We start from the raw sequence: 24,990 nt of genomic DNA, 5'->3' as shown, positions 1-24,990 counted from the left end.
GACTGCTGGGACGGAACCGATCGACGTGACTGCGGATCGCGTCGAGTACTACGGGTGTGCGGTGGTGCTGGACGAGCTGTCCGGGTCCGCCGGGGACGAGCCAGGGTGGCTCACCTCGACGGTGTGGCGCAGGTCGCTCGAGGAGCGGCCGACGCGGATCCGGTACGTGCCGGGCGGGGTGACCCAGCCGGACCGTGCCGTGTCCCAGGTCCGGAACGCCTGCGCGTCCACCCGGACGGGGACTGTCGTGCGCTCGCCGGGCTCGGCGTGCACGACAGCGAATCCGCCGAGCCAGCGCACCGGCCGGTCGCCCGAGGGCGACCCCGCCGGGGGCTCGACGTAGACCTGGACGACCTCGCGACCTGCGCGCGGGCCGGTGTTGCAGACCGTGACGTCCACGGTGAGGCCGCCGTCGGCGGTGAGCGTCGCCGTCGCGGAGTCGTGCTCCCACGCGGTCCAGCCCAGCCCGTGGCCGAACGGCGCGGCGGGCGTGCGGTCCAGGCGGAGCCACGAGCGGTACCCGACGTGGACGCCCTCGTGGTAGTCGATGACGCCGTCCACCGGGACGGCGTGCGGCACGGGGACGTCGGTCTCGTTGGCCGGCAGCGTCCAGGGCAGACGGCCCGACGGCTCGGTGCGGCCCGCGAGCACGTCGCCGAGGGCCTCGGGCCACTCCTGGCCTCCGAGCCACGCCCACACCACGCACGGCACCTCGTCGAGCCAGGGCAGCAGCACCGGGGCGCCCGCGTTGACCACGACGATCGTCCTCGGGTTGGCCGCGAGGATCTCCTTGACCATCTGGTCCTGCGTGCCCGGCAGGGCCAGCGACGTGCGGTCGTACCCCTCGGACTCGATCTCCTCGTTGGTCCCGACGACGACGACCGCAAGGTCGGCCGCGGCGGCGGCCTCGACCGCCGCGGCGAGCAGCTCGTCGGGCGAGGTGCCGGGCGTGCGGTGCACCAGCTCGGCGCGCGCGAAGGACGCGTAGCCGACGGGGTGCACGGCCTGCACGAGCGTGTCGACGACGACCGTCGTCGGCTCGGTGACCTCGATCGTCAGCACCGCGGGGGCCGGCGCGTTGACGCTCGAGTCGAGGATGACCTCGGCGCCGACCACCTTCTCGCCGGTCGAGAGCACCTGCCCGCCGACCTGGATGCGGTGCCGCCCGACCGTGCCGACGCCCACCTCGTGGTGGCCGGGCTCGGTCAGCGCGACCGTCGTGCGGATGCGGACGGAGACCGCGTGCTCGGCGGGCTCGCGCAGCCAGCCGTGCCACGCCGTGACGACGCGCGAGTCGATGACCGCGCCGTCGGCGTCGAGCACCTCGACCAGCGCGCCCGTCTCGCCGTCCGGCGTCCGGCAGCGGCCCGCGAGGTCGAGCTGCGGGGGCAGCATCCGCGAGACCGCGCCGGCGTGGACGGTGACCTCGGCGCCGAAGGCGGCGGCCAACGCGTCGGCGGGGGTCGACGTGCGGTCCGGCCGGACGTACGCCGAGCCACCGCCCTGCACGAACGGCGAGACGGCGTTGGGGCCGACGAGCGCGATGCGGCTGACGGCGTCGGGGGCGACGGGCAGCGCGTGGGCGTCGTCGCGCAGCACGACCATCGAGCGGGCCACGAGGCGACGCAGCACCGCGGGGACGTCGACCGCGAAGACCTCGTCGCGCAGCGCACCTGCGGGCTCGTGGCCGGCGATCGCGCCGACCCGCTGCGCCATGAGCAGCACGCGGTCGACCTTCTCGTCGACCAAGGCCTCGTCGACCAGGCCCGTGCGCACGGCGTCCAGCAGACCGTCACCCCACACGCCGTCCGGGCCGGGCATCTGCAGGTCGAGCCCGCCCTCGAGCGCGGCGGCGACCGACTTCGTCGCGACCCAGTCGCTGACGACGACTCCGTCGAAGCCCCACTCGTCCTTGAGCACGCCCGTCAGCAGCGGCCGGTGCTCGAGCGCGGGGGCCGCCGTCGTGCCGTCGTCGATGCCCGAGTAGGCGCCCATCACGGACCACGCCTGCGCCTCGTGCACGAGGCGCTCGAACGGCGCGAGGTAGACCTCGCGCAGCGTGCGCTCGTCGACGCGGGACAGGTAGGAGGTGCGCTCGGTCTCGGAGTCGTTGGCGACGAAGTGCTTGACGCACATGCCGACGCCACGGTCCTGCGCGGCGCGGACCACGTGCACCGCGATCTCGCCCGTGAGCACGGGGTCCTCGGAGTAGCACTCGAAGTGCCGGCCGCCCACGGGCGTGCGCTGCAGGTTGACCTGGGGGGCGAGGACCACGTCGACGCCGTGGCGCCGGGCCTCGGACGCGAACGCCGCGCCGACCTCGTCGGCCAGGTCGACGTCCCAGGTGGCCGCGAGCGCGCTCGGGGCCGGGAAGGAGGCGGAGGTCTCGAGGCCGGTCTCGTCGACCCCGCGCACGCCGGCCGGGCCGTCGGAGACGAACACGGAACGCAGGCCGATGCGGTCGATCGCGGTGGTGTCCCAGAGCCCGGCACCGACCAGGAGGCGGACCTTCTCCTCGAGCGAGAGCTGCGCGCGCAGCTCCGCGAGGGCGGTCACCGGCCGGTCGGCGGTGGGCTGAGAAGCGGTGTCGAGGGACACGGGGGTGGTGCTCCATCCAGGACGTCGTTGTCTGCTGCTCGTTATACAAGCACATGTTGCTGACTTGTCAGTAAGCCATTGGGTCACAGTATGGTTTCGGTCATGGACGACGACGTGCCACCGGTGCCTGCGGGCACGAGCCGGCGCCCCGCGGTGCGTAGACCGCGCAAGGGAACGGCCGAGCGCCGCGCTGAGATCCTCCGCGCAGCCGCTCACACCTTCGGCTCGAAGGGCTACAAGACCGGCTCGCTCGCCGACGTCGCCGAGCAGGTCGGGATCACGCACGCGGGGGTGCTGCACCACTTCGGCACCAAGGAGCAGCTGCTCATCGAGGTGCTCGAGTACCGCGACCTCGAGGACGTGCGCGACCTCGAGGGCCAGCACATCCCCGATGGCATGGAGCTGTTCACCCACCTCGTGCGCACCGCGCGGGCGAACGTGGACCGCCGCGGCATCGTGCAGGGCTACACCGTGCTCACCGCGGAGTCGGTCACCGAGGACCACCCCGCGCGCAACTGGGTCACGCAGCGCTTCGCGGTGCTGCGCGGCGAGATCGCGCACGCCATCCAGGAGATCGGCGACCACAAGGTCAGCGACGAGCAGGCGACCCGCGCCGCGAGCGCGATCATCGGCGTGATGGACGGCCTGCAGGTGCAGTGGCTGCTCGACGGCACGGTCGACCTTGCCGAGTCCACGACGTTCGCGATCGAGGCGATCCTGTCGGCCGTGCTCAACCCCGCGGAGACCACGCACCTGCCGGAGTAGCCTTCTCAGGAGGTTCACAGGCTTTTCCCAAGGCTTCGCAAGCGAGGCGGGCCAGGCTGCACTCATGACGATCACCGCAGGCACCCGACCGCAGGCCCTCACGCGCGCCGACGGCTCGCCCGTCCGCGCCCTCGTGGTCGACGACGAGCCGACCCTTGCCGAGCTCCTCTCCACCGCCCTGCGGTACGAGGGCTGGCAGGTCGAGCACGCGCTCACCGGCATCGCCGCGGTCAAGCAGGTCAAGGACACCGACCCCGACGTCATCGTGCTCGACGTCATGCTCCCCGACCTCTCGGGCCTCGAGGTGCTGCGCCGCGTACGCGCCACGCACCCGAACGTGCCCGTGCTGTTCCTCACCGCGCGCGACGCGGTCGAGGACCGCATCGCCGGTCTGACCGCCGGCGGAGACGACTACGTGACCAAGCCGTTCAGCCTCGAGGAGGTCGTCGCGCGGCTGCGTGCGCTGCTGCGCCGCACGGGTGCGACGACGGCCCGGGAGGACGCCGTGCTCGTCGTCGGCGACCTCATGCTGGACGAGGACAGCCACGAGGTGTCCCGCGGCGGCGACGACGTGCGCCTGACCGCGACCGAGTTCGAGCTGCTGCGCTACTTCATGCGCAACCCGCGGCGCGTGCTGTCCAAGGCGCAGATCCTCGACCGCGTCTGGCAGTACGACTTCGGCGGCCAGGCGAACATCGTCGAGCTCTACGTCTCCTACCTGCGCCGCAAGATCGACAAGGGTCGCGAGCCGATGCTGCACACGCTGCGCGGCGTCGGGTACGTGCTGAAGCCCGCGTGATGCGCACGCCGTCGCGCTGGACGCTGCGCCGGCGGCTCGTCGTCGTCCTGGTCGCGCTCGTCGCGGTCGTCGCCCTCGGCATGGGGGCCGTCTCGGCGCTCGCCCTGCGGGGGTCGCTCGTCACACAGGTCGACGAGCAGCTGAGCGCCGCCAACGGGCGCGCCGCCAACGCGTCGATGCGTTTCCCGCCCGGCGACGCGACGACGAACCCCGGGGGCGGCGACGACCGCCCCTCCCCCGGCAACCTCGCCCCCGGCCAGGGGATCAACACCATCAACCTGTTCAAGCTCGACGACGTCGTGCGCGCGGACTACATCGACGAGGACGGCCAGCGCCAGTACCTCGACGACGACCAGTCCGCGACGCTGCTCGCGGTCCCGCAGGACTCTCACGCGCACCCCGTCACGCTCGGCGACCTGGGTACCTACCGCGCGATGTCGACGACGACGGGTGACGGCGCCGTCGTGGTCACGGCTCTCCCGACGACCGCCCTGACCAGCACCGTCACCCGGTTCGTGGTCGTCGAGATCGTCGTCGGCGTGCTCGCGCTGCTCGTCGCCGCGACCGTCGGCCTCGTCCTGGTACGTCGCGAGCTGCGACCCCTGGACCGGATGGCCGCGACCGCCACGCGCGTGAGCCGGCTGCCGCTGGACCGCGGCGAGGTGGTGCTGGCCGAGCGCGTCGCGGAGCAGGACACCGACCCGTCGACCGAGGTCGGCCAGGTGGGCTCCGCGCTCAACCAGCTCCTCGGCCACGTGAGCGCCGCGCTCACCGCGCGGCACGAGTCCGAGTCGCAGGTGCGCCAGTTCGTCGCCGACGCGAGCCACGAGCTGCGCACGCCCCTGGCCTCGATCCGCGGCTACGCCGAGCTGGTCCGCCGCTCCCCCGAGGTGCTGCCCGACGGCGCGGTCACGTCGCTGAGCCGCATCGAGTCCGAGGCCGCCCGGATGACCGGGCTCGTCGAGGACATGCTGCTGCTCGCGCGCCTCGACGCCGGCCGCACGCTCGAGACCGAGCCTGTCGACCTCGGCATGCTCGCGATCGACGCGGTCGGTGACGCGCACGCCGCGGGCCGCGACCACCAGTGGCGGCTCGACCTGCCGGACGTCGAGCACGACGCCGAGCCCGTGGTCGTCGGCGACGAGCACCGGCTGCGCCAGGTCTTCGCGAACCTGCTCGCCAACGCGCGCCTGCACACCCCGCCCGGCACCACGGTCACCGTTCAGGTGCGGACCGTGGGGCCCGACGTCGAGGTCCGCGTCACCGACGACGGCCCCGGCATCCCCGAGGAGCTGCGCGACCGGCTCTTCCAGCGGTTCACGCGCGGCGACGAGTCGCGCACGCGCGGGACCGGCTCGACCGGGCTCGGGCTGGCGATCGTGGACGCCGTTGTCGGCGCGCACGCGGGCACGATCACCGCCGACCCGGGCCCGGACGGCGGCACCACCTTCACGGTCCGCCTCCCGGCAGCCTGATCAGCTCGAAGACGTGGTCACGCCGGGCGTGACGAAGTCTTCGACAAGCAGTCCACGCGCTCGAAGGGTCAGAGCGGGAACGCGTTGTACGCGTCGAGGACGTCCGCGACGGCGGTCGTCAGGCGGAAGACGGATGTGCCGTTGGTCCACACCGCGACCCCGGTCCCGTCGCCCGCGTCGTGCACGACGAACGTGCCGACCTTCTCCCCGCCGGCGGTGACCTCGCCCGCAGCCGGGAGGCCGAGCGCCGCGTTCGCGGTCCCGTCGCCCTTGAGCAGCGTCTTCGCGAACGCCGTCGCCTCCTTCGCGGTCGCGAACTGCCCCGCGTCGACCACGAGCGTGCCCGAGCCGCCGTCGGTGTAGGTGTCGGTCACGGCCTCGAGCGCGTCGGCCTTGATCCAGCCGTCGGCCTTCTTCTCCTCGCTGAACGCGTACTGCAGGACGCTCGCGGGCAGCGCGGAGGTGAAGGCCGTGGGGTCCGGGCGCTCGGCGGGCGTCGCCGTGGGCGTCGGGCTCGGGATCACGACGGTCGGCGTGGCGACGGGGGCCGCGGCGGTGTCGTCGCCGCCCGACGTCACGATGGCGACGACGATGCCGCCGACGACCACGACGCCCGCGACGATCGCCGCGGGGATCAGCCAGGCGGGACGGGGCTTCTTCTCGGCCGCGGGGGCGTCGCCCTCGGCGGCCGGCGCAGGCTCAGCGGCGGTCGCGCCCGTCGTCGCCCACGCCGGCTTGTCGGCGGAGGTCGACTCGGGTCCGTCGGTCTCGCTCATCGCTGTCCCCCGTCGTCGTGACGCCCGGCGCGTCCCGGACGTCGGCAGCCTATCCAGCGCGCGCCCGTCAGCCCTGCAGGTCTCGCCGCCGGAAACCCTGCGTGCCGACGAGCACGAGGACCAGCCCCACGACCGTGCAGCCGACCACGGGCGTCCAGGTCATCGGCTCGGCGGGCAGGGCCGGAAGGTAGGTGAACGGGGAGGCCGCGTCGGCGCCGTCGGGCAGCAGGTCCCCGAACATCGCCATCACGCCCACGTACGCGACGTACGCCCACACCGCGGCGAACGCGCGCGGCGCCACGCCGAGGAGCAGCACCGCGACACCGAGCACGACGAGCACCCCGGGGATCGTCACGGCCGCCGCGCCGACGAGGGTCCGGACCTGGGACGGGTCGTCGAGGCTCGCGGCCGCGGTCAGGCCCATGACGAGGCCCGCGACGAGCAGCATGACGACGGCCGCCGCCCCCGCGAGCGCGAGCTGCGAGCCGAGCCAGCGCGCGCGAGAGACCGGCAGCGCGAGCAGCGTCTCGGCCCGGCCGGAGGTCTCCTCGTGCCGCGCGGCGCCGACCGCCGTGGTGACGTACGCGAACGCGAGCACCGCGAGGAAGACGCTGTACAACGCGAACGCCGCCGCGGTCGCTCCCCCGACCCCGCCCGGGAACAGGTCCTCGAGCGAGGGCTGGTCGGCCACGAAGTCGGCGATCTGCGCGGCGAGCACGCCGACGAGCGCCCCGGACAGCACCACGGCAGCGCCCCAGGACCAGATCGCGGTGCGCTGCCGCCGCCACGTCAGCCCGACGACCCCGCGGATCCGCCCGTGCTCGCGGCCGGGCCGCTCGGCGAGCAGGCCGGTCCCGAGGTCTCGTCGACCGGCCAGCGCGAACGCGAGCGCCACGCTCACGGCCGTGGCCGCGACGCCGACGAGCAGCGGCCACCACCGGTCCTCGGTGTACGGCGCCGTGGCCTGCGACCAGCCGAACGGCGAGAGCCACGTCCACACGCTCGTGCTCCGCGGCCCCCGCACGTCGCCGACCGCGCGCAGCAGGAACGCGACCCCGATCGCGGCCATGCCCAGCGACGAGGCCGTGCGCGCGTGCGCGGAGAGCTGACTCGCCACTGCCGAGGCACCGGCCAGGACGAGCGCGACGACGACGACCGACGCGCACATCAGCGCCGAGCCGGCCGGGTCCAGGGACGTCGCGAGCAGCCCGACGAACGTGAGCGTCCCGACCGCGAGCACGGCGAGCGCGGCCGCGACGAGCCCCGCGACCACGGGCGCCGCGGACCCGACGGGCTGCGAGCGGACCAGCTCGAGGCGGCCGTCCTCCTCGGGCGCGCGCAGGTGCCGGGTCACCGCGAGGACCGCCATGATGCCGACCGGCAGCATGATCCACAGCGCGAGCTCGTTGGCCGTCATCGCGCCGATCGTGTAGTCGTCGAGCCCGTAGCCCGGCCCGGCCAGCGCGGTCGCGGCGGGCGAGGCGATGAGCTCGGCGCGGGCCGCGCGCGAGGTGTCGCTCGCGTAGAGGTCGTCGAGCGCGCGCACCGAGACGACGGTCAGCCAGGCGACCGCCACGGCCCAGATCACGATGCGCCAGCGGTCCGCACGCAGCACCAGCCGGACCAGTCCGCGCGTGCCCGCGAGCGCGCCGCCCCGCGCGGTCGCCACGGTGGTGGTCATCGGGCGGCCTTGATCTCGGCCAGCTCCTCGCCGTACTGGCGCAGGAACAGGTCCTCGAGCGTGGGCGGGTGGGCCACGAGCGACGAGACGCCGAAGGCCGGCAGCGCGGCGAGCACGGCGTCGAGCGCGTCGGTGTCGACGTCGAACGTCACGTGGCCGTCGTCGCGCCGCGGGTCGTGCACGCCGGTCGTCGTGCCCAGCGTCCGCACCGCGCCGTCCGCGTCGCGCAGCCCGACCGTGACCGTGGTGCGCGTGAGCGAGCGCAGCTCCTCGAGCGACCCGCTGAGCACCGCCTTCCCGGCGCGGATGATCGTCACACGCTGGGCCAGCGCCTCGACCTCGGCCAGGATGTGGCTCGACAGCAGCACCGTGCGACCGTCGGCCGCCGCCTCCCGGACCACCTCCTGGAACAGGGCCTCCATGAGCGGGTCGAGCCCGCTGGTCGGCTCGTCCATGAGCAGCAGCTCGACGTCGGCCGCGAGCGCCGCGACGAGTGCGACCTTCTGCCGGTTGCCCTTGGAGTACGCGCGGCCCTTGACCTTGGTGTCGAGCTCGAACCGGTCGACGAGGTCCGCGCGCCGCGCCGGGTCGATGCCGCCGCGCAGTCGGCCCAGCAGGTCGATCGACTCCCCGCCGGACAGCGTGGGCCACAGCGTCACGTCGCCCGGGACGTAGGCGAGCCGTCGGTGCAGCGCGACCGCGTCGCGCCACGGGCCGCCGCCGAGCAGGCTCACCTCGCCGCCGTCTGCCCGGAGCAGCCCGAGCAGCACGCGGATCGTCGTCGACTTCCCCGCGCCGTTGGGGCCGAGGAAGCCGTGCACCTCGCCGGTCGCGACCCGCAGGTCGAAGCCGTCGAGCGCGCGCTTCGGGCCGAACGTCTTGACGAGTCCGGCCGCGGTGATGGCGTCGGTCATGGGTGCCCCTCCAGGTACGCGTCGAGGTAGGACGAGTCGGTGAACAGGCCGTAGGTGTAGAGCTCGAGGCCGGGCAGCACGGTCGCCTCGGCCATCGCGACGATGGCCTCGCCGGGGCGGTCGGTGGGCGCGACCGCCCGCCCGGCCGCGGCGTCGAGCTGGGTCATGAGCAGGGTCCCCACGCTGCTCGCGACGAGCGCGCGGGCCCGCCCGTGCGGGTCGCGGCTGGGCCGCACGGTGCCGGCCGCGACGCCCGCGGCGAGGTAGGACTCGGCGTCCTCGACGAGTCCGTCGACGAACTGTGCGGCCGCCGGGCCACCGTCCATGAGGCTGCGCACCATGTAGGCGAACACGGGTGCGTACTGCTCGATCGTCGCGAGCTGCCCGATGACCTGCGCGGGCGACTCGTCGCGCATCGCCTCGCTCTTCGCCCGCCGGATCGTCGCGTGGACGTGAGCGTCGCACGCGGCGCGCAGCGCGTCCTTCGAGCCGTAGTGGTGGATCACGAGCGCGGCGCTGACCTGCGCGTCCAGGGCGATGGCCCGGAGGCCCGCCCCGAACCCCTCGCGCCCGAACCGCGCGATCGCTGCGTCCCGGATCCGCTCCCGGGCGTCGACGTCCACGACTCGACTAAACACCCGTTCAGCCGCCGTGACAAGGCGCGCCCGGAGCGCCGAGCCCGGTCGTGTCGGTGTCGGCGGCTACCGTCCGGGACATGAGCACCACCGCCGCCCGTCGCGCCGAGAAGGCCGCGCGCCCCGGCTTCCGCTGCACCGAGTGCGGGTGGACCGCCGCCAAGTGGGCCGGCCGGTGCGGCGAGTGCCAGGCGTGGGGAACCGTCCTCGAGGACTCCGGCCCGGGTGGCGGCGCCCCCAAGACGGTCGCGGCCGCCCCGACCCGCGCACCCGCTCGCCCGATCAGCGAGATCTCGGTCGAGTCCGCGCTCGCGCGCGCCACCGGGGTCGACGAGCTGGACCGCGTGCTCGGCGGGGGCCTCGTGCCCGGGGCCGTGGTGCTGCTCGCGGGCGAGCCGGGCGTCGGCAAGTCGACCCTGCTGCTCGACGTCGCGGCACGCACCGCCCGCGGAGGTCGCCGGGTCCTGTACGTGACGGGCGAGGAGTCCGTCGCCCAGATCCGGCTGCGCGCGGGCCGGATCGGCGCGCTCGACCCGAACCTGCTGATCGCCGACGAGACCGACCTCGCGACGGTCCTCGGCCACATCGAGCAGGTCGACCCGGACCTGTTCGTCCTCGACTCGGTCCAGACGATCGCCTCCGCGGCGATCGAGGGCACGGCAGGCGGCGTCGCGCAGGTCCGTGAGGTCAGCGCGGCGGTGATCCAGGCCGCCAAGTCCCGGGACATGCCCGTGGTGCTGGTCGGCCACGTCACCAAGGACGGCTCGGTCGCCGGCCCGCGCACGCTCGAGCACCTGGTGGACGTGGTCTGCCAGTTCGAGGGCGACCGCCACTCGCGCCTGCGGATGCTCCGCGCCACCAAGAACCGCTACGGCCCCACCGACGAGGTCGGCTGCTTCGACCTGTCCGAGCAGGGCATCGTCGGCCTCGCCGACCCCTCCGGCCTGTTCATGTCCCAGTCGCACAACCCCGTGCCGGGAACCTGCCTCACCGTCACGCTCGAGGGCCGCCGCCCGCTGGCCACCGAGATCCAGGCGCTCGTCGCCCCCTCGCAGGTGCCCAACCCCCGCCGCACGACGAGCGGCGTCGACTCCTCCCGCCTGGCGATGGTGCTCGCGGTCCTGCAGCGCCGGCTCGGCGCCCGGCTTGCCGACCAGGACGTCTACGTCTCCACCGTCGGCGGCGCGCGCGTCGTCGAACCCTCCGCCGACCTCGCGCTCGCGCTGGCCGCGGTCGGATCGCGGGAGAACACCTCGCTGCCGCGCGGGCTCGTGGCCATCGGCGAGGTGGGCCTGGCCGGGGAGATCCGGAACGTGTCCGGCGTGGGCCGCCGCCTGGCCGAGGCCGCGCGGCTCGGGTTCACCCGCGCGATCGTGCCGCACGCGTCCGTGGCCGGGTTGGCGGTGCCGAAGGGGATGACCGTGCTCGGGGCGTCCGACCTGGCTCGGGCCGTGCAGGTGGCGAACATGACGGACAACGTGGTGCCGATCCGCCGGGGCTGAGGCCCAGCGACGTTCTGGTCGCGTTCGCGAGTCAGCGTGCCCCGCGGCCGAGGTCCCGAGGCTGTCGGCTCGGGCGTCCGCGACCGACGGGTCGAAGCAGACCGAGCGGAGCGGACCGGGCGGCCGCGTGCGTGGCCGCCCGGTCCGCGGGTCAGGGGGCTTCGTCGCCCTCGACGACCTCGGACGTCTCGCCGTCGTCGAGGACCTCGTGCTTGCCGTGCTCGTGGTGCTCGTGGTGCTCGTGGTGCTCATGGGTCGTGGTCTCGCCCTCGACGACGCGCGAGGTCGCGCCGTCGTCGAGGACGTCGGGGGTGCCGTGGCCGCTGTCGGTGCTCATCGTGTACTTCCTCTGTCTCGAAACCGGCGCCCCGGGTGTGAGCGCACTTCAATGTGCGCCCCGCGGGCCGGTCCCGCCCGCCGAGAGCCCTTGTTCGCCCCCGGCGCCGGTGCGAGGGTGGGTCGATGGCACACCCCGACGGGCCGGCCGGGATCTTCGACCGCGTCGCCGACACCTACGACGCCGTGGGCGTCCCGTGGTTCGAGCCGATCGCCGCCGGGCTGGTCGACGAGCTCGCCGTGCGACCCGGCGAGAGCGTGCTCGACATCGGCTGCGGCCGTGGCGCCGCGCTGCGCCCGCTCGCGCTCGCGACCGGCCCCGACGGGCGGGCCGTCGGCATCGACCTCGCCCCCCGCATGGTGGAGCTGACCGCGCGCGACCTCGCCGACCTCCCGCAGGTCACGGTCGCCGTGGGCGACGCCCGCGCGCCCGACTTCGCGGCGGCCTCGTTCGACGTGGTGTCGGCGTCGCTGGTGCTGTTCTTCATGCCCGATCCCGCAGCGACGCTGAGCGTGTGGGCGTCGCTCGTCGTCCACGGCGGTCGCCTCGGGACGACGACGTTCGGAGCCCAGGACGAGCGGTGGCGGCGGGTCGACGAGCTCTTCTTTTCCTACCTGCCGCCCGCCCTGCTCGACGCCCGGACCAGCGGGCGCAGCGGCCCCTTCGCGTCCGACGCGGGCATGGCGGACCTCTTCGTCGGCGCCGGTCTGACGGCGATCCGGACCGTGACCCGCACCGTGGAGGCCGTGTTCCGCAACCCCGAGCATCTCGTGGCGTTCACGCAGTCCCACGGCCAACGGGCCATGTGGGACGCGGTCCCGGCCGACGAGCACGACGCCATGCGCGCCCGGATCCTGGAGCTCGCGGCGTCGATCACCGACCCGTCGGGCCACCTCGCCCTGGCCCAGGAGGTCCGCTACACGCTCGGGGTCCGCGGCCCGTCATAGGCGGCCGGCTCCGTCAGATGTCCGGAGTTCGACCGCCTCGTCGCGGGTCGCATGCCCGCTGCGTCGCCGGGCGTCGTTACGATGCTCGCGTGCCGAACACCCCGCACGCCCCCGACGACCTCATGCGGTCGACCCTCGCTGCCGTCGCGCCCGGCGGCGACCTGCGGGACGGGCTCGAGCGGATCCTGCGCGGACGGACCGGCGCGCTGATCGTCCTCGGCTTCGACAAGACGGTCGAGTCCATCTGCTCGGGCGGCTTCGTCCTCGACGTGGAGTTCTCGGCGACCCGCCTGCGCGAGCTGGCCAAGATGGACGGTGCCGTCGTCGTCGACCAGGACATCTCCAAGATCGTCCGTGCGGCCGTGCAGCTGCTGCCCGACGTGACGATCGAGACCACCGAGTCCGGCACGCGCCACCGCACCGCCGAGCGCGTCGCCAAGCAGACCGGCCTGCCCGTGATCTCGGTGTCCGCCTCGATGCGGATCATCGCGCTGTACGTCGGCGACCAGCGGTACGTGCTCGAGGGCTCGACGACCATCCTGTCCCGCGCCAACCAGGCCCTCGCCACGCTCGAGCGCTACAAGTCGCGCCTCGACGAGGTCAGCGGCACGCTCTCCGCGCTCGAGATCGAGGACCTCGTCACGGTCCGGGACGTGTCCGCCGTCGTCCAGCGACTCGAGATGGTGCGGCGCATCTCCGAGGAGATCGAGGGCTACGTCGTCGAGCTCGGCACCGACGGCCGCCTGCTCACGCTGCAGCTCGACGAGCTCGTGGGCGGCATCGGCTCGGACCGCGAGCTCGTCATCCGCGACTACGTCGACACCATCCGCCGCGACCTCGACTCCGTGCAGGCCGAGCTCGCCGAGCTGGACTCGACCGAGCTGCTCGACATCGCGCACATCGCGCGCGTGCTCGGACTGCCGGGCGGGGGCGACGCGCTCGACGCGGCCGCCGGTCCGCGCGGCTACCGGCTGCTGTCGAAGGTGCCCCGCCTGCCGGGTGCGATCGTCGACCGCCTCGTCGCCCACTTCGGCGGCCTGCAGAAGCTGCTCGCCGCAGGCATCGACGACCTCATGGCCGTCGACGGCGTGGGCGAGCAGCGGGCCCGCGCGGTGCGCGAAGGACTCTCCCGCCTGGCCGAGTCGTCGATCCTCGAGCGGTACGTCTGACGCCTGCGCTCAGCCGAGCGTGAAGACCTCGGGCGCCGCGTTGACGCCCGAGAGCGTGTACGTGGCCGCATAGGTCCCCGACTTGGGGGCCGGCAGGTCCTTGGGGCACTGCTCCTCCGAGCGCACCCGCTTCCACGTGACGGAGTCCTTGACGCTCTCGCCCGCGGCGAGCAGGAGCGGGCGGTACGCGGACGCCTCGCTCGCGCAGTCCTGGCTCGACCAGACCCGGTCGTCGCCCGAGGTGATGACCAGGGCGGCCTCGTCCGTGCCCGCGTCGACCAGGCACGCCTCCTTGCCCTGGTTCGTGATCGTCGTGGTCAGCTTGGGGTTCTGGCCGGCCGCGTACGACGCGTCGTCGGCGCTGACCTTGAGCTTCAGGTCCGTGCAGTCGGGGACGCCGGTCGTGGCGGTGGGGGTCGGCGTGGACTTGGGGGTGGCCTTCGGCGTGGACTTCGTGGTCGTCGTCGCCGTCGTCTTCGGGGCCGACGAGGGCTCGTCGGCCGAGCCGCGGCCCGCGACGAGCCAGACGACCAGCACGACGACGAGCAGCGGGATGCCGAGCACGACGAGCCGGCGACGGCGGTACACGGCCGCCGAGGGGCGGGGTGCGGGCCTGGGTGCGGACACGTTCCACCTCCTTGTTCGATCGACCGTCTCCACGGTACGAGGGGCGGGCGGCCGTCCGGGCGAGCCTGACCGGCGCGCCGCGGGATCCGTTCGCCGCGGACCGCCGGGCGGGGCACGATGCTCCCGTGCCGACCGCCCCCGCCGACCCCGCGCTCGTCGGGACTGTCGTGGCGTGGTTCGACGAGCACGCGCGGGACCTGCCGTGGCGCGCGCCCGACCGCACCCCGTGGGGCGTGCTGGTCAGCGAGGTGATGCTGCAGCAGACGCCGGTCGTCCGCGTCGAGCCCGCGTGGCGCGCCTGGATGTCCGCGTGGCCGACGCCCGCCGACCTCGCCGCGGCCCCGACCGCCGACGTGCTGCGCGCGTGGGACCGCCTCGGCTACCCGCGCCGCGCCCTGCGGCTGCAGGAGTGCGCGCGGGCGATCGTCGCGCGGCACGGCGGCGAGGTGCCCGACGACGAGGACGCGCTGCTCGCGCTGCCCGGCATCGGCTCCTACACGGCGGCCGCGGTGCGGGCGTTCGCGTTCGGGCGGCGGTCGGTGGTGCTCGACACCAACGTGCGCCGCGTCCTGGCGCGCACCGTCGGCGGCTCGGCCCTGCCGGCGCCGTCGCTGACCGCCGCGGAGGTCCGCACCGCCTCGGCACTCGTCCCCGCGACGGACGACGGGGCCGCGCGCTGGGCTGCCGCGTCCATGGAGCTCGGCGCCCTGGTGTGCACGGCCCGCGCTCCGCGGTGCGAGTCGTGCCCGGTCGCCTCGTCGTGCGCGTGGCTCGCCGCCGGGCGCCCGGGCGACGAGCACCACGCGCGCCGACGCACCCAGGCCTGGGCCGGCACCGACCGGCAGGTCCGCGGCCGCATCATGGCCCTGCTCCGCGAGGCCCTCGGGCCCGTGCCGCAGCACGCGGTCGACCAGGTCTGGCCGGACGCGGCCCAGCGCGCGCGGTGCGTCGACTCGCTCGTCGCCGACGGCCTCGTCGCGCGCCACGACCCACCGTCCCCGGACGCCGAGCCCACGTACTCGCTCCCCCGCTGAGCAGCGCGGACGGGGGTCAGCACGGTGGTTCCGCTTCATCACGGGGGTTGCGATCCCCGTGATGTAGCGGGATGCCCGTGATGTCAGCCGCCCCGGGCGCCCGGGCGGACGCGCGGCGGCAGGATGGGGGGATGGAGATCGCCGCGATGCCCTCGTACGCCGTCGAGCGGTTCTCGAGCGTGGGGGTCGTGATGGACGCGCTGCCTCCGACCGTGGACGGGGCGTTGACGCAGGTGCACGTGGCGCGCGTCGCGGCGGGCGGGACCATAGGCCGGCACCCGGCGGTGCGGAGCCAGGCGTTCGCGATCGTCAGCGGCCGGGCGCGGGTCGGGGCGGGCGACGAGAGCCGCGAGGTGGAGCCCGCCGCGGTCGTCGTCTGGCAGCCGGGCGAGGACCACCAGACCTGGGCGCTGACCGACCTGGTGGCGGTCGTCGTCGAGACCGACGGCACCTTCGACCTCACGCACCACACCCCGCTCCCCTGACGGCGCGGCTGGCTCCGTGCCCGGATGGTTGCACCGAACGTTGCAGCCCGCGCGTCGTTGACCAGCGCGTCCGCTGCGACGAGAGCTGCGTTCACGAGATGGACGTCGACGAGATGGCCGCGAGAGCGGCGCTCGCAGGCGGGGGTCGAGCCGCCTACAGCTCGATGAGCATGCGCGTGTTGCCCAGCGTGTTGGGCTTCACGCGCGCGAGGTCGAGGAACTCGGCGACGCCGTCGTCGTGCGAGCGCAGCAGCTCGAGGTAGACGTCCTGCGTGACCGGCGTGCCCTCGATGACGTGGAACCCGTGGCCCTCGAAGAACGGCACCTCGAACGTCAGGCAGAACACGCGGCGCAGGCCCAGCTCGCGAGCCCGGACCAGCAGCGCATCGAGCAGCGCGTGCCCCACGCCGGCTCCCCGCCACGCACGGTCGGCCGCGAGCGTGCGGATCTCGGCCAGGTCCTGCCACATCACGTGCAGCGCACCGCAGCCGATGACCGCGCCGTCCTCGGCCTCGACGACCAGGAACTCCTGCACCGCCTCGTAGTAGCCGACCCACTCCTTGGCGAGCAGGATCCGCTCGGCGGCATACGGCTCGACGAGCCCACGGATGGCGCGGACGTCGGCCGGCAGCGCGGGTCGCACGCGGAAGGTTGAGGTCGCCACCGGGCCAACCTAGCGGCGGCCCGACCGCGAGCAGCCAACCGGCCCGGTCGCCGAGATGGCGCCGGGCCGGTCGTCCTGCGGGCTCAGACTGGGGTGCTCAGACTGCGGGGCTCAGAGAGCGGGCTCCGGCTCCCGAGGAGCGGGGGCGGTCTCGTCGGGCATGCCGTCGGCGATCGCCCACGCCTCCTCGGTGACGCTGCGCGGCCAGATCGCGGCGGCGACGACGTACGCGACGATCGAGGCGCCGAACGCCCAGAACGTCGGCCAGCCGTCGAACGAGGCGTCGACCAGCGTGTTCGGGATGTACCAGACGTCGTTCGGCACGCCGTAGATCGTGGGCGTCAGGACGAACAGCACGATCCGCACGCCGACGCCGATCGACAGCGCCGCGACGGCCGCGCGGGTGCCGCCGCGCTTCCAGAACAGGCCGAGGATGAACGGCACGAGGAGGCCTGCGAGCATGAGGTCGAACGCGAGCGTGAGCAGGATGCCGGTCTGGGCGACCTTGAGCGCGATCGTGATGCCGAGCGCGACGATCGGGACCATCGCGACGCGCGTCCACAGCAGCAGCGGGTCGCGGACGCCCTCCTCCTTCGCGGACACCACGCGGCGGACGCCGAAGATGTTGCGCACGGCCACGGCCGACGTCGCGAGGATCGCGCCCGAGGCGGTCGAGAAGGACGCCGCCACGATGCCGGACAGCACCAGCACCGTCAGGCCGGAGGGCGCGTAGTCGTCGAGCAGCTGGAACAGGATCGGGCCCGCGTCCGTCGTCAGGCCGAGCACCGACGAGGCGGACAGGGCGACCATCGCGAAGGCGACGCCGATGATGGCGGTGCCCGCCGCGCCGGTCAGGCACGACCGGCGGGCGGTCTCGGGGTTGCGCGCGGCGAAGATGCGCTGCATGAAGTCGATCGCGACGATGTCGCCGATGCCGAGCGCGATGAGCGTGGCCCAGTTGATCGGCGCGCCGGCGCTGGTCTGGGTCAGCTGCTCGAGGTCGAACGGGCCCATGCCCTCGTCGACGTGGAACCCGTAGGTGACGCCGAACCAGATCACGAGGCTGACGGTCGCGACGATCGTGATGACGATCTGGATCGCCGCGGTGTAGGCGTCGGAGAACATGCCGCCGCCGATCGTGTAGAGCAGGACGAGGCCGACCGCGATGAGCACGCCCACGGTGTAGTCGATGCCGAGGAAGCGCTCGAGCAGGAACCCGCAGGCCACGAGGTTGCCGGCCATGAGGATCGCGAACGCGAAGATCATGAACACCGACGACGCGACCTCGACGCCCCGCCCGTACCGCAGCCGGTAGAAGTCGGCGAGCGTGAACAGCTTCATGCGGTTCATCGGCTTGGCCAGGAACAGGCCCGTGAGCAGCAGGCACAGCGCCAGACCGAGGGCGAGCGACGCCCCGGCCCAGAACCCGAACGACGCGGTGAGGTCGGTGTTGCCGACCGTCGCGTTGGAGTCGACGGCCGCGGCCATGAGCGAGGCCGCGACGAGCGGCACCCCCAGGCGCCGGCCCGCGACGAGGTAGTTGGCGCTGTCGCCGTCCACCTTGCGCGCGACGAAGATGCCGACGAGGACGACGGCGAGGACGGACAGACCGACTCCGGCGATGATCATGGAGGCTCCGAGGGGAGAGGCGGGCCAGGGGGGACGGACGAAGCGGCCGAGTTTCTGTCGGCCGACAGGTTCATTGACCACCCGAGCCGTGTCGGGCCGGAGGCGCGCACGAAACGCTTGTGTTAAATCCGCGCCTGCAGCACTCGCGTCACCCGCGCCCCCGCGCGCGCGACCCGCGCCCGCCCGATCAGGAGGGCGTCGAGGCGGCGGCGATCTGCGTCGGGGTGCAGCCGATCAGGCGCAGGACGGCGTCGGCGACCGAGCGCTGGACGACCGGGACGTCGAGGTCCGGCGTGTCACGGCGACGCAGGATCACCGACTCGACGAGGCCGAGGACGAGGGCCCCGCGGTCGTCGGCCTCGCTCCGTGCCGCGGCGGCGTCGGCCAGCTCCGAGTAGCGCGCCCGCAGCCGGGCCCGCAGCACGTGGAACGGCGCGAACTGCTCGGCCGCGACCTCGGGCAGCACGTAGAGGACCCCGAGGTTGACCGGGCCGCCCGCGAGCAGCGCGACGTCGGCGTGCACGAGCGACCACAGCCGGGCGGGCGCGGGCTCGGGTGCGGCGACGAGCGCGTCGGCGAGCTCGAGCGACGGCTGGACCGTACCGAGCAGCAGCTCGAGCAGGATCGCGTCCTTGCCGGCGAAGTGGTGGTAGATCGAGGCCTGCCGGACACCGGCGGCGTCGGCGATGGCGCGCGTGCTCGTGGAGGTGAACCCGACCGAGCAGAAGAGGGCCGCGGCGGCGTCGAGCACGTCCTGGCGGGTGTCCCGCTCGCCGTGCGGGTCGCCGCTCGCGCGCGGTCGACCGGGTCTGCGTGCCATAGCCAGCCGAACGTACCAGGGCCCGCGTTACACAAGGTTTACCTCCGGGTGACGGCCGCGGAACCTCGGGCGCCGACGCTGTTTCTGTCAGTCGACAGAAATCGAGGACGCCATGACGACCACCTGCACGGGGACCGGCACCACGGCCGGGGCACGCGCCCACGCCCGGGCCCAGGAGGCGGCCGCGCTCGACGCGACCCCCACGCAACCCACCCGCCCCGCCTCCGCCTGGCCCGCCCCGCCCGAGGGGATCGACGCCACCGCGATGGTGCACGCCGAGGTCGTCGCGGGAGGCGGGTACACGCACCTCGCCGTGGCGCGCGGCACGCACGTCATGCTCACGGACCTGGTCGGCGACGCGTGCGCTCACGTCCTGGCCTACCGCCTCGACCGCCCGTGGGAGCGCCTCAACGTCGCGGACACGGTCAAGGTCCAGTGGCAGGTCTACCTGACGGCCGGGCACCTGCTGCTCAGCGACCAGGGCAGGGTCCTGGCGAGCATCGTCGGCGACACCTCCGGCCGCCAGGACGCGCTGTACGGCACGACGACGAGGGCGCGCAACGAGGAGCGCTACGGCGACGGCGCCGCCCACGGCGAGAGCCCGGCCGGCCGGGAGCTGTTCGCCCTCGCCGCCGCGAAGCACGACCTGGCCCGCCGCGACCTGCCGCCGAGCATCTCGTTCTTCCAGGGTGTCCGCGTCGACGACGAGGGGCGCCCGGTGTTCGAGGGCTCGGCCGGAGCGGGCGCCGCGATCACGCTGCGCGCCGAGGTGCCGCTGCTGCTGCTCGTCGCGAACACGGCCCACCCGCTCGACCCGCGCCCGTTCACGAGCACACCGCTCGAGGTCGTGGCCTGGCGCGGGGAGCCGACGGCCGACACCGACGAGCTCTGGACCGCCACCCCCGAGGGCCGCCGCGCCTTCGTCAACACCGTCACCGACCTCACCGCCCGGGGGATCGCATGAGCCTGATCGACACCGTCGTCCCCGCCCGCGCCCCCTGGTCCGCGGTGGTCCACGCGGGCGAGGTGCTGACGATCATCGACCTCGGCGGCAACCAGGCCGTCGACTTCCTCGTCTTCGACGCCGCCGACCCGAGCCTGCGCTACAGCGCGCCGGACACCATCCAGGGGCAGGACTCCGTGTTCCTGACCACGGGCTCGATCCTGCGCGACTGCGAGTACGGCCCGCTGATGACGGTCGTCGCCGACGAGGTCGGGCGCCACGACACCCTCGGCGGCGCGTGCTCGAAGGAGTCGAACACGTTGCGCTACGGCCAGCACACGTGGGCGCAGCACGCGTGCGTCGAGAACTTCCTCGTCGAGGGCGGCAGGCATGGCCTGGGCAAGCGCGACCTGGTCTCGAACATCAACTGGTACATGAACGTGCCCGTGGACCCGGACGGCGCGCTCGGGATCGTCGACGGCATCTCCGCGCCCGGCCTGTCGCTGTCCCTGCGCGCCGAGCGCGACGTGCTCGTCGTCGTCAGCAACTGCCCGCAGATCAACAACCCCTGCAACGGGTTCGACCCGACGCCCGTCCGGATGGTCGTGACCCGATGACCTTCGACACCCTGCTGGTCGCCAACCGCGGCGAGATCGCGGTCCGCATCCTGCGCACCGCCAAGGAGCTCGGCCTGCGCACCGTCGCGGTCTACTCCGACGCCGACGCGGGCGCCGCGCACGTGCACCTCGCCGACACGGCCGTCCGGCTCGGCCCGGCCCCCGCCACGCAGTCCTACCTGCGCGCGGACGTCATCCTCGAGGCCGCCGCGGCCACCGGCGCCGGGGCCGTGCACCCCGGTTACGGGTTCCTCTCGGAGAACGCCGACTTCGCCCGCGCCGCGGAGGCGGCAGGGGTGGCCTTCGTCGGCCCGACGCCCGCGCAGCTCGAGCTGTTCGGGGCGAAGCACACCGCGCGGGACGCCGCCCGTGCGGTGCGGATGCCCATGCTCGCCGGCACCGGCCTGCTCGACTCCCTCGAGGAGGCGCTCGCCGCGGCCGAGTCGATCGGGTTCCCGGTCATGCTCAAGGCGACCGCGGGCGGTGGCGGCATCGGCATGCGCGCCTGCGCCGGGCCCGACGAGCTCGTCGCCGCGTGGGAGGCGGTCCGTCGCACGGCGGGCGCCGCCTTCGGCTCGGCAGGCGTGTACCTGGAGCGGCTCATCACCGCGGCCCGTCACGTCGAGGTGCAGGTGTTCGGTGACGGGCTGGGCCGCGTCGTCACGCTCGGTGACCGCGACTGCTCGCTGCAGCGCCGCCACCAGAAGGTCGTCGAGGAGGCGCCGGCACCCGGTCTGCCCGACGAGGTCCGCGCGCAGATCGCCACCGCGGCCCGGACCCTGGCCGAGTCGGTCGACTACCGCTCCGCGGGCACCGTCGAGTACGTCTACGACGCCGAGCGCGAGGAGGCTGCCTTCCTCGAGGTGAACACCCGCCTGCAGGTCGAGCACCCCGTCACCGAGGCCGTCTACGGCGTCGACCTCGTCGCCTGGATGATCCGGCTCGCGCAGGGCGACGCCTCCGTCGTCGACACCCCGCTCGTCGCGCGAGGGGCTGCCGTCGAGGCGCGCGTCTACGCCGAGAACCCGGACCGCGACCACCTGCCCAGCGCGGGCACGGTCGTCGCGTTCGAGCCGCCCGCGAGCGCGCGCGTCGACGCGTGGGTCGAGCCCGGGACCGAGGTGTCGACGCACTACGACCCCCTGCTGGCCAAGGTCATCACCGCGGGCGACGACCGAGCGGCGGCGTGGGCCGCGCTCGGCGACGCCCTGGCGGTCACGCGCCTGGGCGGCATCGCCACCAACCTGGGCCTGCTGCGCACGATCGTGCACGCGCCCGCCGTCGCGGCCGCGCTGCACCACACGGGCACGCTCGCCCACCTGCACGACGAGACGCCGCGCGTCGACGTCCTGCGTGCGGGCCTGCTCACCACCATCCAGGACTGGCCGGGCCGCACGGGTCTGTGGCACGTCGGCATCCCGCCGTCGGGTCCGATGGACGACCTGTCCTTCCGCCTCGGCAACGTCGCGCTCGGCAACCCCGAGGGCGCGCCCGGCCTGGAGTGCACGATGGCCGGGCCGGAGCTGCGGTTCGTCACCGGTGCGACGGTCCTGGTCGCGGGAGCCCCTGCGCCGGTCACGATCGACGACCGGCCCGTCCCGCAGTGGGAGCCGGTCGATGTCCCGCCCGGCGGCGTGCTCGCGATCGGCGCCCCGACGGCGGGGATGCGCACGTACGTGCTGGTGCGCGGAGGCCTGGACGTGCCGCTGGTCCTGGGCTCGGCCGCCACCTTCGACCTGGGCAAGATCGGCGGCACCACGGGCCTGCCGCTGCGGCCGGGCGACCTGCTCACGGTCGCCCCCTCCGGCCCGACCCGGCCGCGCGCCGTCCCGCTCGACGACCGCCCGGACATCACCAGCTCGTGGGCGATCGGCGCGCTCGAGGGTCCGCACGCGGCTCCCGAGTTCTTCACGCCCGACGACGTCGCCGAGTTCTACGCCTCGACGTGGGCGGTGCACTTCAACTCGGCGCGCACGGGCGTGCGCCTCGTCGGCCCCAAGCCGACCTGGGCCAGGCCCGACGGCGGCGAGGCCGGCCTGCACCCGTCCAACATCCACGACACCCCGTACGCCGTGGGCGCGGTCGACTACACCGGCGACCTGCCGATCCTCCTCGGACCCGACGGCCCGTCGCTCGGCGGCTTCACGTGCCCCGCCACGGTCGCGCTCGGCCAGCTCTGGAAGCTCGGGCAGCTGCGCCCCGGCGACAGCGTGCGGTTCGTCCCGGTCGACGAGGCGGGGGCCGACGAGCTCCGCCGCCGCCCGCAGGCGATCCCGCTGGTCTCCCGCGCGGCGCACACCGACGGCGGCATCCTGGCCCGCCACGAGAGCGGCGTCACCTACCGCCGCAGCGGCGACGACAACCTGCTCGTCGAGTACGGCGCGATGACGCTCGACCTCGCCTCCCGCATGCGCGTGCACGCCCTCGCGCAGGAGGTCCAGGCCCGCGTCGACCACGACGGGCTGCGCGGCATCGTCGACCTCACGCCCGGCATCCGGTCGCTGCAGCTGCACGTCGACCCGGACCGCCTGCCGCTGCGCACCGCGCTCGACCTGGTGCGCGAGATCGAGGACACGCTGCCGGCGACCACCGACCTCGTCGTGCCGAGCCGCACGGTCCACCTGCCGCTCAGCTGGGACGACCCCGCCACGCGCGAGGCCATCGAGCGCTACATGGCGGGCGTGCGCGACGACGCCCCGTGGTGCCCGTGGAACATCGAGTTCATCCGGCGGATCAACGGGCTGGGATCCGTCGACGACGTCTACCGGACCGTGTTCGACGCGCAGTACCTGGTCATGGGCCTGGGCGACGTCTACCTCGGCGCTCCTGTGGCCACCCCGCTGGACCCGCGGCACCGCCTGGTCACCACCAAGTACAACCCGGCGCGCACCTGGACGCCGCAGAACGCGGTCGGCATCGGCGGGGCCTACCTGTGCATCTACGGCATGGAAGGTCCCGGCGGCTACCAGTTCGTCGGGCGGACCATCCAGGTCTGGGACACCCACGCGCGTCGCAGGCCGTTCGAGCCGGGCACGCCCTGGCTGCTGCGGTTCTTCGACACCATCAGCTGGTACCCGGTCGGCGCCGACGAGCTGCTCGACATGCGCGCCGACATGGCCGCCGGTCGCCTGGACGTGCGGATCGACGAGGGGACGTTCTCGATCGCCGAGCACGAGCGGTTCCTCGCCGACAACGCCGCGTCGATCGACGCCTTCCGCACGCAGCAGGCCCGCGCGTTCGGGGCCGAGCGGGACGCGTGGGAGGCCGCGGGCGAGTTCGACCGGCGCGCCGAGCCCGACGCTCCACCGTCCGCCGGCCCCGGGGTCGCCGTGCCCGACGGGTGCGAGGGCGTCGAGGCGCCGTTCGTGGCGACCGTCTTCCGCGTCGACACCCGCCCGGGCGACCGGGTGGTGCGCGGCCAGCAGCTGCTGGCGCTCGAGGCGATGAAGATGGAGGCGCCCGTCACCGCGACCGTCTCGGGGACCGTGCTCGAGGTGGTCGTCACGCCCGGCGACCAGGTCGGCCCCGGTCAGGTTCTCGTCATCGTCGAGCCGGAGGCGGTGACCACCGCGGCGTAGGGGTCAGGCCCGGGTGCGCGACCGGTGCGGCCGGGCCTGCTCGACCTGCTCGAGCAGCAGCCCGGCCGTGATCTCGTCGACCACGAGGTCCGTGACGACCCCGGCGCGCAGGGCGGCGAGCAGCGGCGCGACCTTGTTGTCGCCCGCCACGACGCACAACCGGCGCGGCACGTGCTCGAGCTGGTGGGGGTCCGGCCCGGTGGCCCGGGTGTTGACGGCGATGTCCTGCCACGACCCGTCCGCCCGCAGGAACACGGTGCAGACGTCGCCGACGACGCCCTCGTCGCGCAGGACCTCGATGTCCGCGTCGTCGAGGTAACCCGCCGAGTAGACGTGCGACGGGACCGCCCCCGCGACGGCCCCGACCGAGAAGACGGCGATGTCCGCACGCTCCTGCATGTCGAGCACGCGGCGTACGGAGCGCTCCCGCCACATCGCCGCCTTGGTGTCCGGGTAGTCGAAGAACGCCGGTACCGAGAAATGGTGCACCGCGGCGCCGAACGCGGTGCCGAACGACGAGATGAGGTCCGAGGCGTACTCGACCCCGCTCGTGCGCATGTTGGCGGCACCGTTGAGCTGCACCACCGCCGCGCCGCGGGTGGGCTTCGGGACGAGGAAGCGCGAGACCGAGGCGAGCGTCGTCCCCCACGCGACGCCCATCACCATGTCCGAGTCGAACCACGACGAGAGCAGCCGCGCGGCGGTCATCGAGACCTGCGTGAGCCGCTCGAGATGGCTCGCGGAGTCCGGGACAGGGACGACGTAGGAGTCGATCCCGAACGCAGCGGCGACCGAACGGCCCAGGCCGGGGGCGCGCGTGCTGGACGGGCGCAGGTTGATCTCGACCAGGCCGGACGCCCGCGCCTGCTTGAGCATCCGGGACACCGTCGAGCGGGACGTGCCCAGGTGCCGCGCGATGACCTCCATCTTGAGGTCCTGCAGGTAGTACATGGACGCCGCGCGGAGCATGTCCTGCTCGCGGTCGAACTCCATGG

At 74.0% G+C, this 24,990-nt stretch carries 22 protein-coding genes; 11 read left to right on the top strand and 11 right to left on the bottom strand.

Going from position 1 to position 24,990, the window contains the following annotated elements; genetic code table 11:
* Positions 1-48 precede the first annotated feature (48 nt).
* A complete protein-coding gene (locus D1825_RS16655; protein WP_118768539.1) occupies positions 49-2,598 on the bottom strand; it encodes a beta-d-glucosidase in 2,550 nt (849 codons plus the stop codon).
* 102 nt (positions 2,599-2,700) lie between these two features.
* Between D1825_RS16655 and D1825_RS16650 the strand changes: the two genes are divergently transcribed.
* From D1825_RS16650 to D1825_RS16640, 3 genes are all read left to right on the top strand, one after another.
* Entirely contained in the window at positions 2,701-3,363 is a 663-nt protein-coding gene (locus tag D1825_RS16650) for a TetR/AcrR family transcriptional regulator (protein WP_233549954.1), read from the top strand.
* Positions 3,364-3,427: 64 nt separating this feature from the next.
* A complete protein-coding gene (locus D1825_RS16645) occupies positions 3,428-4,162 on the top strand; it encodes a response regulator transcription factor (protein WP_118768537.1) in 735 nt (244 codons plus the stop codon).
* Positions 4,162-5,637 (top strand): sensor histidine kinase, encoded by a 1,476-nt coding sequence (locus D1825_RS16640; protein WP_118768561.1) that lies wholly within the window; start codon positions 4,162-4,164, stop codon positions 5,635-5,637. The genes D1825_RS16645 and D1825_RS16640 overlap by 1 nt, the downstream gene beginning before the upstream one ends.
* Positions 5,638-5,705: 68 nt before the next feature.
* Here D1825_RS16640 and D1825_RS16635 read toward each other — a convergent pair whose 3' ends face one another.
* The 4 genes from D1825_RS16635 to D1825_RS16620 all read right to left on the bottom strand — a co-directional run bounded on the left by D1825_RS16635 (position 5,706) and on the right by D1825_RS16620 (position 9,631).
* On the bottom strand, positions 5,706-6,413 hold the full coding sequence (locus tag D1825_RS16635; protein ID WP_118768536.1) for a hypothetical protein: 708 nt from the start codon (positions 6,411-6,413) through the stop codon (positions 5,706-5,708).
* Between the two features lie 67 nt (positions 6,414-6,480).
* On the bottom strand, positions 6,481-8,094 hold the full coding sequence (locus D1825_RS16630; RefSeq protein WP_118768535.1) for an ABC transporter permease: 1,614 nt from the start codon (positions 8,092-8,094) through the stop codon (positions 6,481-6,483).
* Complete coding sequence (locus D1825_RS16625) at positions 8,091-9,008, bottom strand: ABC transporter ATP-binding protein (protein ID WP_118768534.1); 918 nt, start codon at positions 9,006-9,008, stop codon at positions 8,091-8,093. The genes D1825_RS16630 and D1825_RS16625 overlap by 4 nt, the downstream gene beginning before the upstream one ends.
* The gene (locus D1825_RS16620) at positions 9,005-9,631 is read right to left on the bottom strand and encodes a TetR/AcrR family transcriptional regulator (protein WP_199721629.1); all 627 of its coding nucleotides are present in this window, start codon (positions 9,629-9,631) and stop codon (positions 9,005-9,007) included. The genes D1825_RS16625 and D1825_RS16620 overlap by 4 nt, the downstream gene beginning before the upstream one ends.
* Positions 9,632-9,723: 92 nt before the next feature.
* Here D1825_RS16620 and radA point away from each other — a divergent pair, with 92 nt between their 5' ends.
* The gene (radA, locus tag D1825_RS16615) at positions 9,724-11,145 is read left to right on the top strand and encodes a DNA repair protein RadA (RefSeq protein ID WP_118768532.1); all 1,422 of its coding nucleotides are present in this window, start codon (positions 9,724-9,726) and stop codon (positions 11,143-11,145) included.
* 151 nt (positions 11,146-11,296) lie between these two features.
* Here radA and D1825_RS16610 read toward each other — a convergent pair whose 3' ends face one another.
* The gene (locus D1825_RS16610; RefSeq protein ID WP_118768531.1) at positions 11,297-11,482 is read right to left on the bottom strand and encodes a hypothetical protein; all 186 of its coding nucleotides are present in this window, start codon (positions 11,480-11,482) and stop codon (positions 11,297-11,299) included.
* A 125-nt stretch (positions 11,483-11,607) separates the two neighbouring features.
* Between D1825_RS16610 and D1825_RS16605 the strand changes: the two genes are divergently transcribed.
* Together D1825_RS16605 and disA are read left to right on the top strand one after the other, a co-directional pair.
* Complete coding sequence (locus D1825_RS16605; protein WP_118768530.1) at positions 11,608-12,429, top strand: class I SAM-dependent methyltransferase; 822 nt, start codon at positions 11,608-11,610, stop codon at positions 12,427-12,429.
* Between the two features lie 122 nt (positions 12,430-12,551).
* On the top strand, positions 12,552-13,598 hold the full coding sequence (disA, locus tag D1825_RS16600; RefSeq protein WP_407643344.1) for a DNA integrity scanning diadenylate cyclase DisA: 1,047 nt from the start codon (positions 12,552-12,554) through the stop codon (positions 13,596-13,598).
* 9 nt (positions 13,599-13,607) lie between these two features.
* Here disA and D1825_RS16595 read toward each other — a convergent pair whose 3' ends face one another.
* Positions 13,608-14,225 (bottom strand): hypothetical protein, encoded by a 618-nt coding sequence (locus D1825_RS16595; protein ID WP_118768528.1) that lies wholly within the window; start codon positions 14,223-14,225, stop codon positions 13,608-13,610.
* A gap of 125 nt (positions 14,226-14,350) precedes the next feature.
* Between D1825_RS16595 and D1825_RS16590 the strand changes: the two genes are divergently transcribed.
* Positions 14,351-15,259, top strand: coding sequence for an HhH-GPD family protein (locus D1825_RS16590; RefSeq protein ID WP_118768527.1), 909 nt, complete (start codon positions 14,351-14,353; stop codon positions 15,257-15,259).
* Between the two features lie 131 nt (positions 15,260-15,390).
* Complete coding sequence (locus tag D1825_RS16585; RefSeq protein WP_118768526.1) at positions 15,391-15,744, top strand: cupin domain-containing protein; 354 nt, start codon at positions 15,391-15,393, stop codon at positions 15,742-15,744.
* A 154-nt stretch (positions 15,745-15,898) separates the two neighbouring features.
* On the opposite strand, the gene D1825_RS16580 is transcribed toward D1825_RS16585, so the two are convergent.
* From D1825_RS16580 to D1825_RS16570, 3 genes are all read right to left on the bottom strand, one after another.
* Positions 15,899-16,408, bottom strand: a complete 510-nt coding sequence (locus D1825_RS16580; protein WP_118768525.1) for an amino-acid N-acetyltransferase — start codon at positions 16,406-16,408, stop codon at positions 15,899-15,901.
* 111 nt (positions 16,409-16,519) lie between these two features.
* Complete coding sequence (locus tag D1825_RS16575; protein ID WP_118768524.1) at positions 16,520-18,037, bottom strand: sodium:solute symporter family protein; 1,518 nt, start codon at positions 18,035-18,037, stop codon at positions 16,520-16,522.
* A gap of 187 nt (positions 18,038-18,224) precedes the next feature.
* Positions 18,225-18,857 (bottom strand): TetR/AcrR family transcriptional regulator, encoded by a 633-nt coding sequence (locus tag D1825_RS16570; RefSeq protein WP_118768523.1) that lies wholly within the window; start codon positions 18,855-18,857, stop codon positions 18,225-18,227.
* A gap of 112 nt (positions 18,858-18,969) precedes the next feature.
* Between D1825_RS16570 and D1825_RS16565 the strand changes: the two genes are divergently transcribed.
* From D1825_RS16565 to uca, 3 genes are read left to right on the top strand one after another with little or no spacing between them, the layout of a single operon-like run.
* Positions 18,970-19,821 carry an urea amidolyase associated protein UAAP1 gene (locus D1825_RS16565; RefSeq protein WP_118768522.1) on the top strand — a complete coding sequence of 284 codons (852 nt, stop codon included), beginning with the start codon at positions 18,970-18,972 and terminating at the stop codon, positions 19,819-19,821.
* Entirely contained in the window at positions 19,818-20,417 is a 600-nt protein-coding gene (locus tag D1825_RS16560) for an urea amidolyase associated protein UAAP2 (RefSeq protein WP_118768521.1), read from the top strand. Before D1825_RS16565 ends, D1825_RS16560 begins: the two co-directional genes overlap by 4 nt.
* Complete coding sequence (gene uca, locus D1825_RS16555) at positions 20,414-23,995, top strand: urea carboxylase (RefSeq protein ID WP_118768520.1); 3,582 nt, start codon at positions 20,414-20,416, stop codon at positions 23,993-23,995. Before D1825_RS16560 ends, uca begins: the two co-directional genes overlap by 4 nt.
* A gap of 3 nt (positions 23,996-23,998) precedes the next feature.
* On the opposite strand, the gene D1825_RS16550 is transcribed toward uca, so the two are convergent.
* Complete coding sequence (locus tag D1825_RS16550; protein WP_118768519.1) at positions 23,999-24,988, bottom strand: sugar-binding transcriptional regulator; 990 nt, start codon at positions 24,986-24,988, stop codon at positions 23,999-24,001.
* Positions 24,989-24,990 lie beyond the last annotated feature (2 nt).

It is taken from the genome of Cellulomonas rhizosphaerae (assembly GCF_003470205.1).
GTDB lineage: Bacteria > Actinomycetota > Actinomycetes > Actinomycetales > Cellulomonadaceae > Cellulomonas > Cellulomonas rhizosphaerae.
Note: the sequence above shows the minus strand (reverse complement) of the source record. Positions and strands in the feature narration are given on the sequence as shown.

Coding starts and splice junctions, on each gene's coding strand:
- D1825_RS16650 (WP_233549954.1), top strand. CDS start 2,701: ATGGACGACGACGTGCCACCGGTGCCTGCGGGCACGAGCCGGCGCCCC.
- D1825_RS16645 (WP_118768537.1), top strand. CDS start 3,428: ATGACGATCACCGCAGGCACCCGACCGCAGGCCCTCACGCGCGCCGAC.
- D1825_RS16640 (WP_118768561.1), top strand. CDS start 4,162: ATGCGCACGCCGTCGCGCTGGACGCTGCGCCGGCGGCTCGTCGTCGTC.
- D1825_RS16635 (WP_118768536.1), bottom strand. CDS start 6,413: ATGAGCGAGACCGACGGACCCGAGTCGACCTCCGCCGACAAGCCGGCG.
- D1825_RS16630 (WP_118768535.1), bottom strand. CDS start 8,094: ATGACCACCACCGTGGCGACCGCGCGGGGCGGCGCGCTCGCGGGCACG.
- D1825_RS16625 (WP_118768534.1), bottom strand. CDS start 9,008: ATGACCGACGCCATCACCGCGGCCGGACTCGTCAAGACGTTCGGCCCG.
- radA (WP_118768532.1), top strand. CDS start 9,724: ATGAGCACCACCGCCGCCCGTCGCGCCGAGAAGGCCGCGCGCCCCGGC.
- D1825_RS16610 (WP_118768531.1), bottom strand. CDS start 11,482: ATGAGCACCGACAGCGGCCACGGCACCCCCGACGTCCTCGACGACGGC.
- D1825_RS16605 (WP_118768530.1), top strand. CDS start 11,608: ATGGCACACCCCGACGGGCCGGCCGGGATCTTCGACCGCGTCGCCGAC.
- disA (WP_407643344.1), top strand. CDS start 12,552: ATGCGGTCGACCCTCGCTGCCGTCGCGCCCGGCGGCGACCTGCGGGAC.
- D1825_RS16585 (WP_118768526.1), top strand. CDS start 15,391: ATGGAGATCGCCGCGATGCCCTCGTACGCCGTCGAGCGGTTCTCGAGC.
- D1825_RS16575 (WP_118768524.1), bottom strand. CDS start 18,037: ATGATCATCGCCGGAGTCGGTCTGTCCGTCCTCGCCGTCGTCCTCGTC.
- D1825_RS16570 (WP_118768523.1), bottom strand. CDS start 18,857: ATGGCACGCAGACCCGGTCGACCGCGCGCGAGCGGCGACCCGCACGGC.
- D1825_RS16565 (WP_118768522.1), top strand. CDS start 18,970: ATGACGACCACCTGCACGGGGACCGGCACCACGGCCGGGGCACGCGCC.
- D1825_RS16560 (WP_118768521.1), top strand. CDS start 19,818: ATGAGCCTGATCGACACCGTCGTCCCCGCCCGCGCCCCCTGGTCCGCG.
- uca (WP_118768520.1), top strand. CDS start 20,414: ATGACCTTCGACACCCTGCTGGTCGCCAACCGCGGCGAGATCGCGGTC.
- D1825_RS16550 (WP_118768519.1), bottom strand. CDS start 24,988: ATGGAGTTCGACCGCGAGCAGGACATGCTCCGCGCGGCGTCCATGTAC.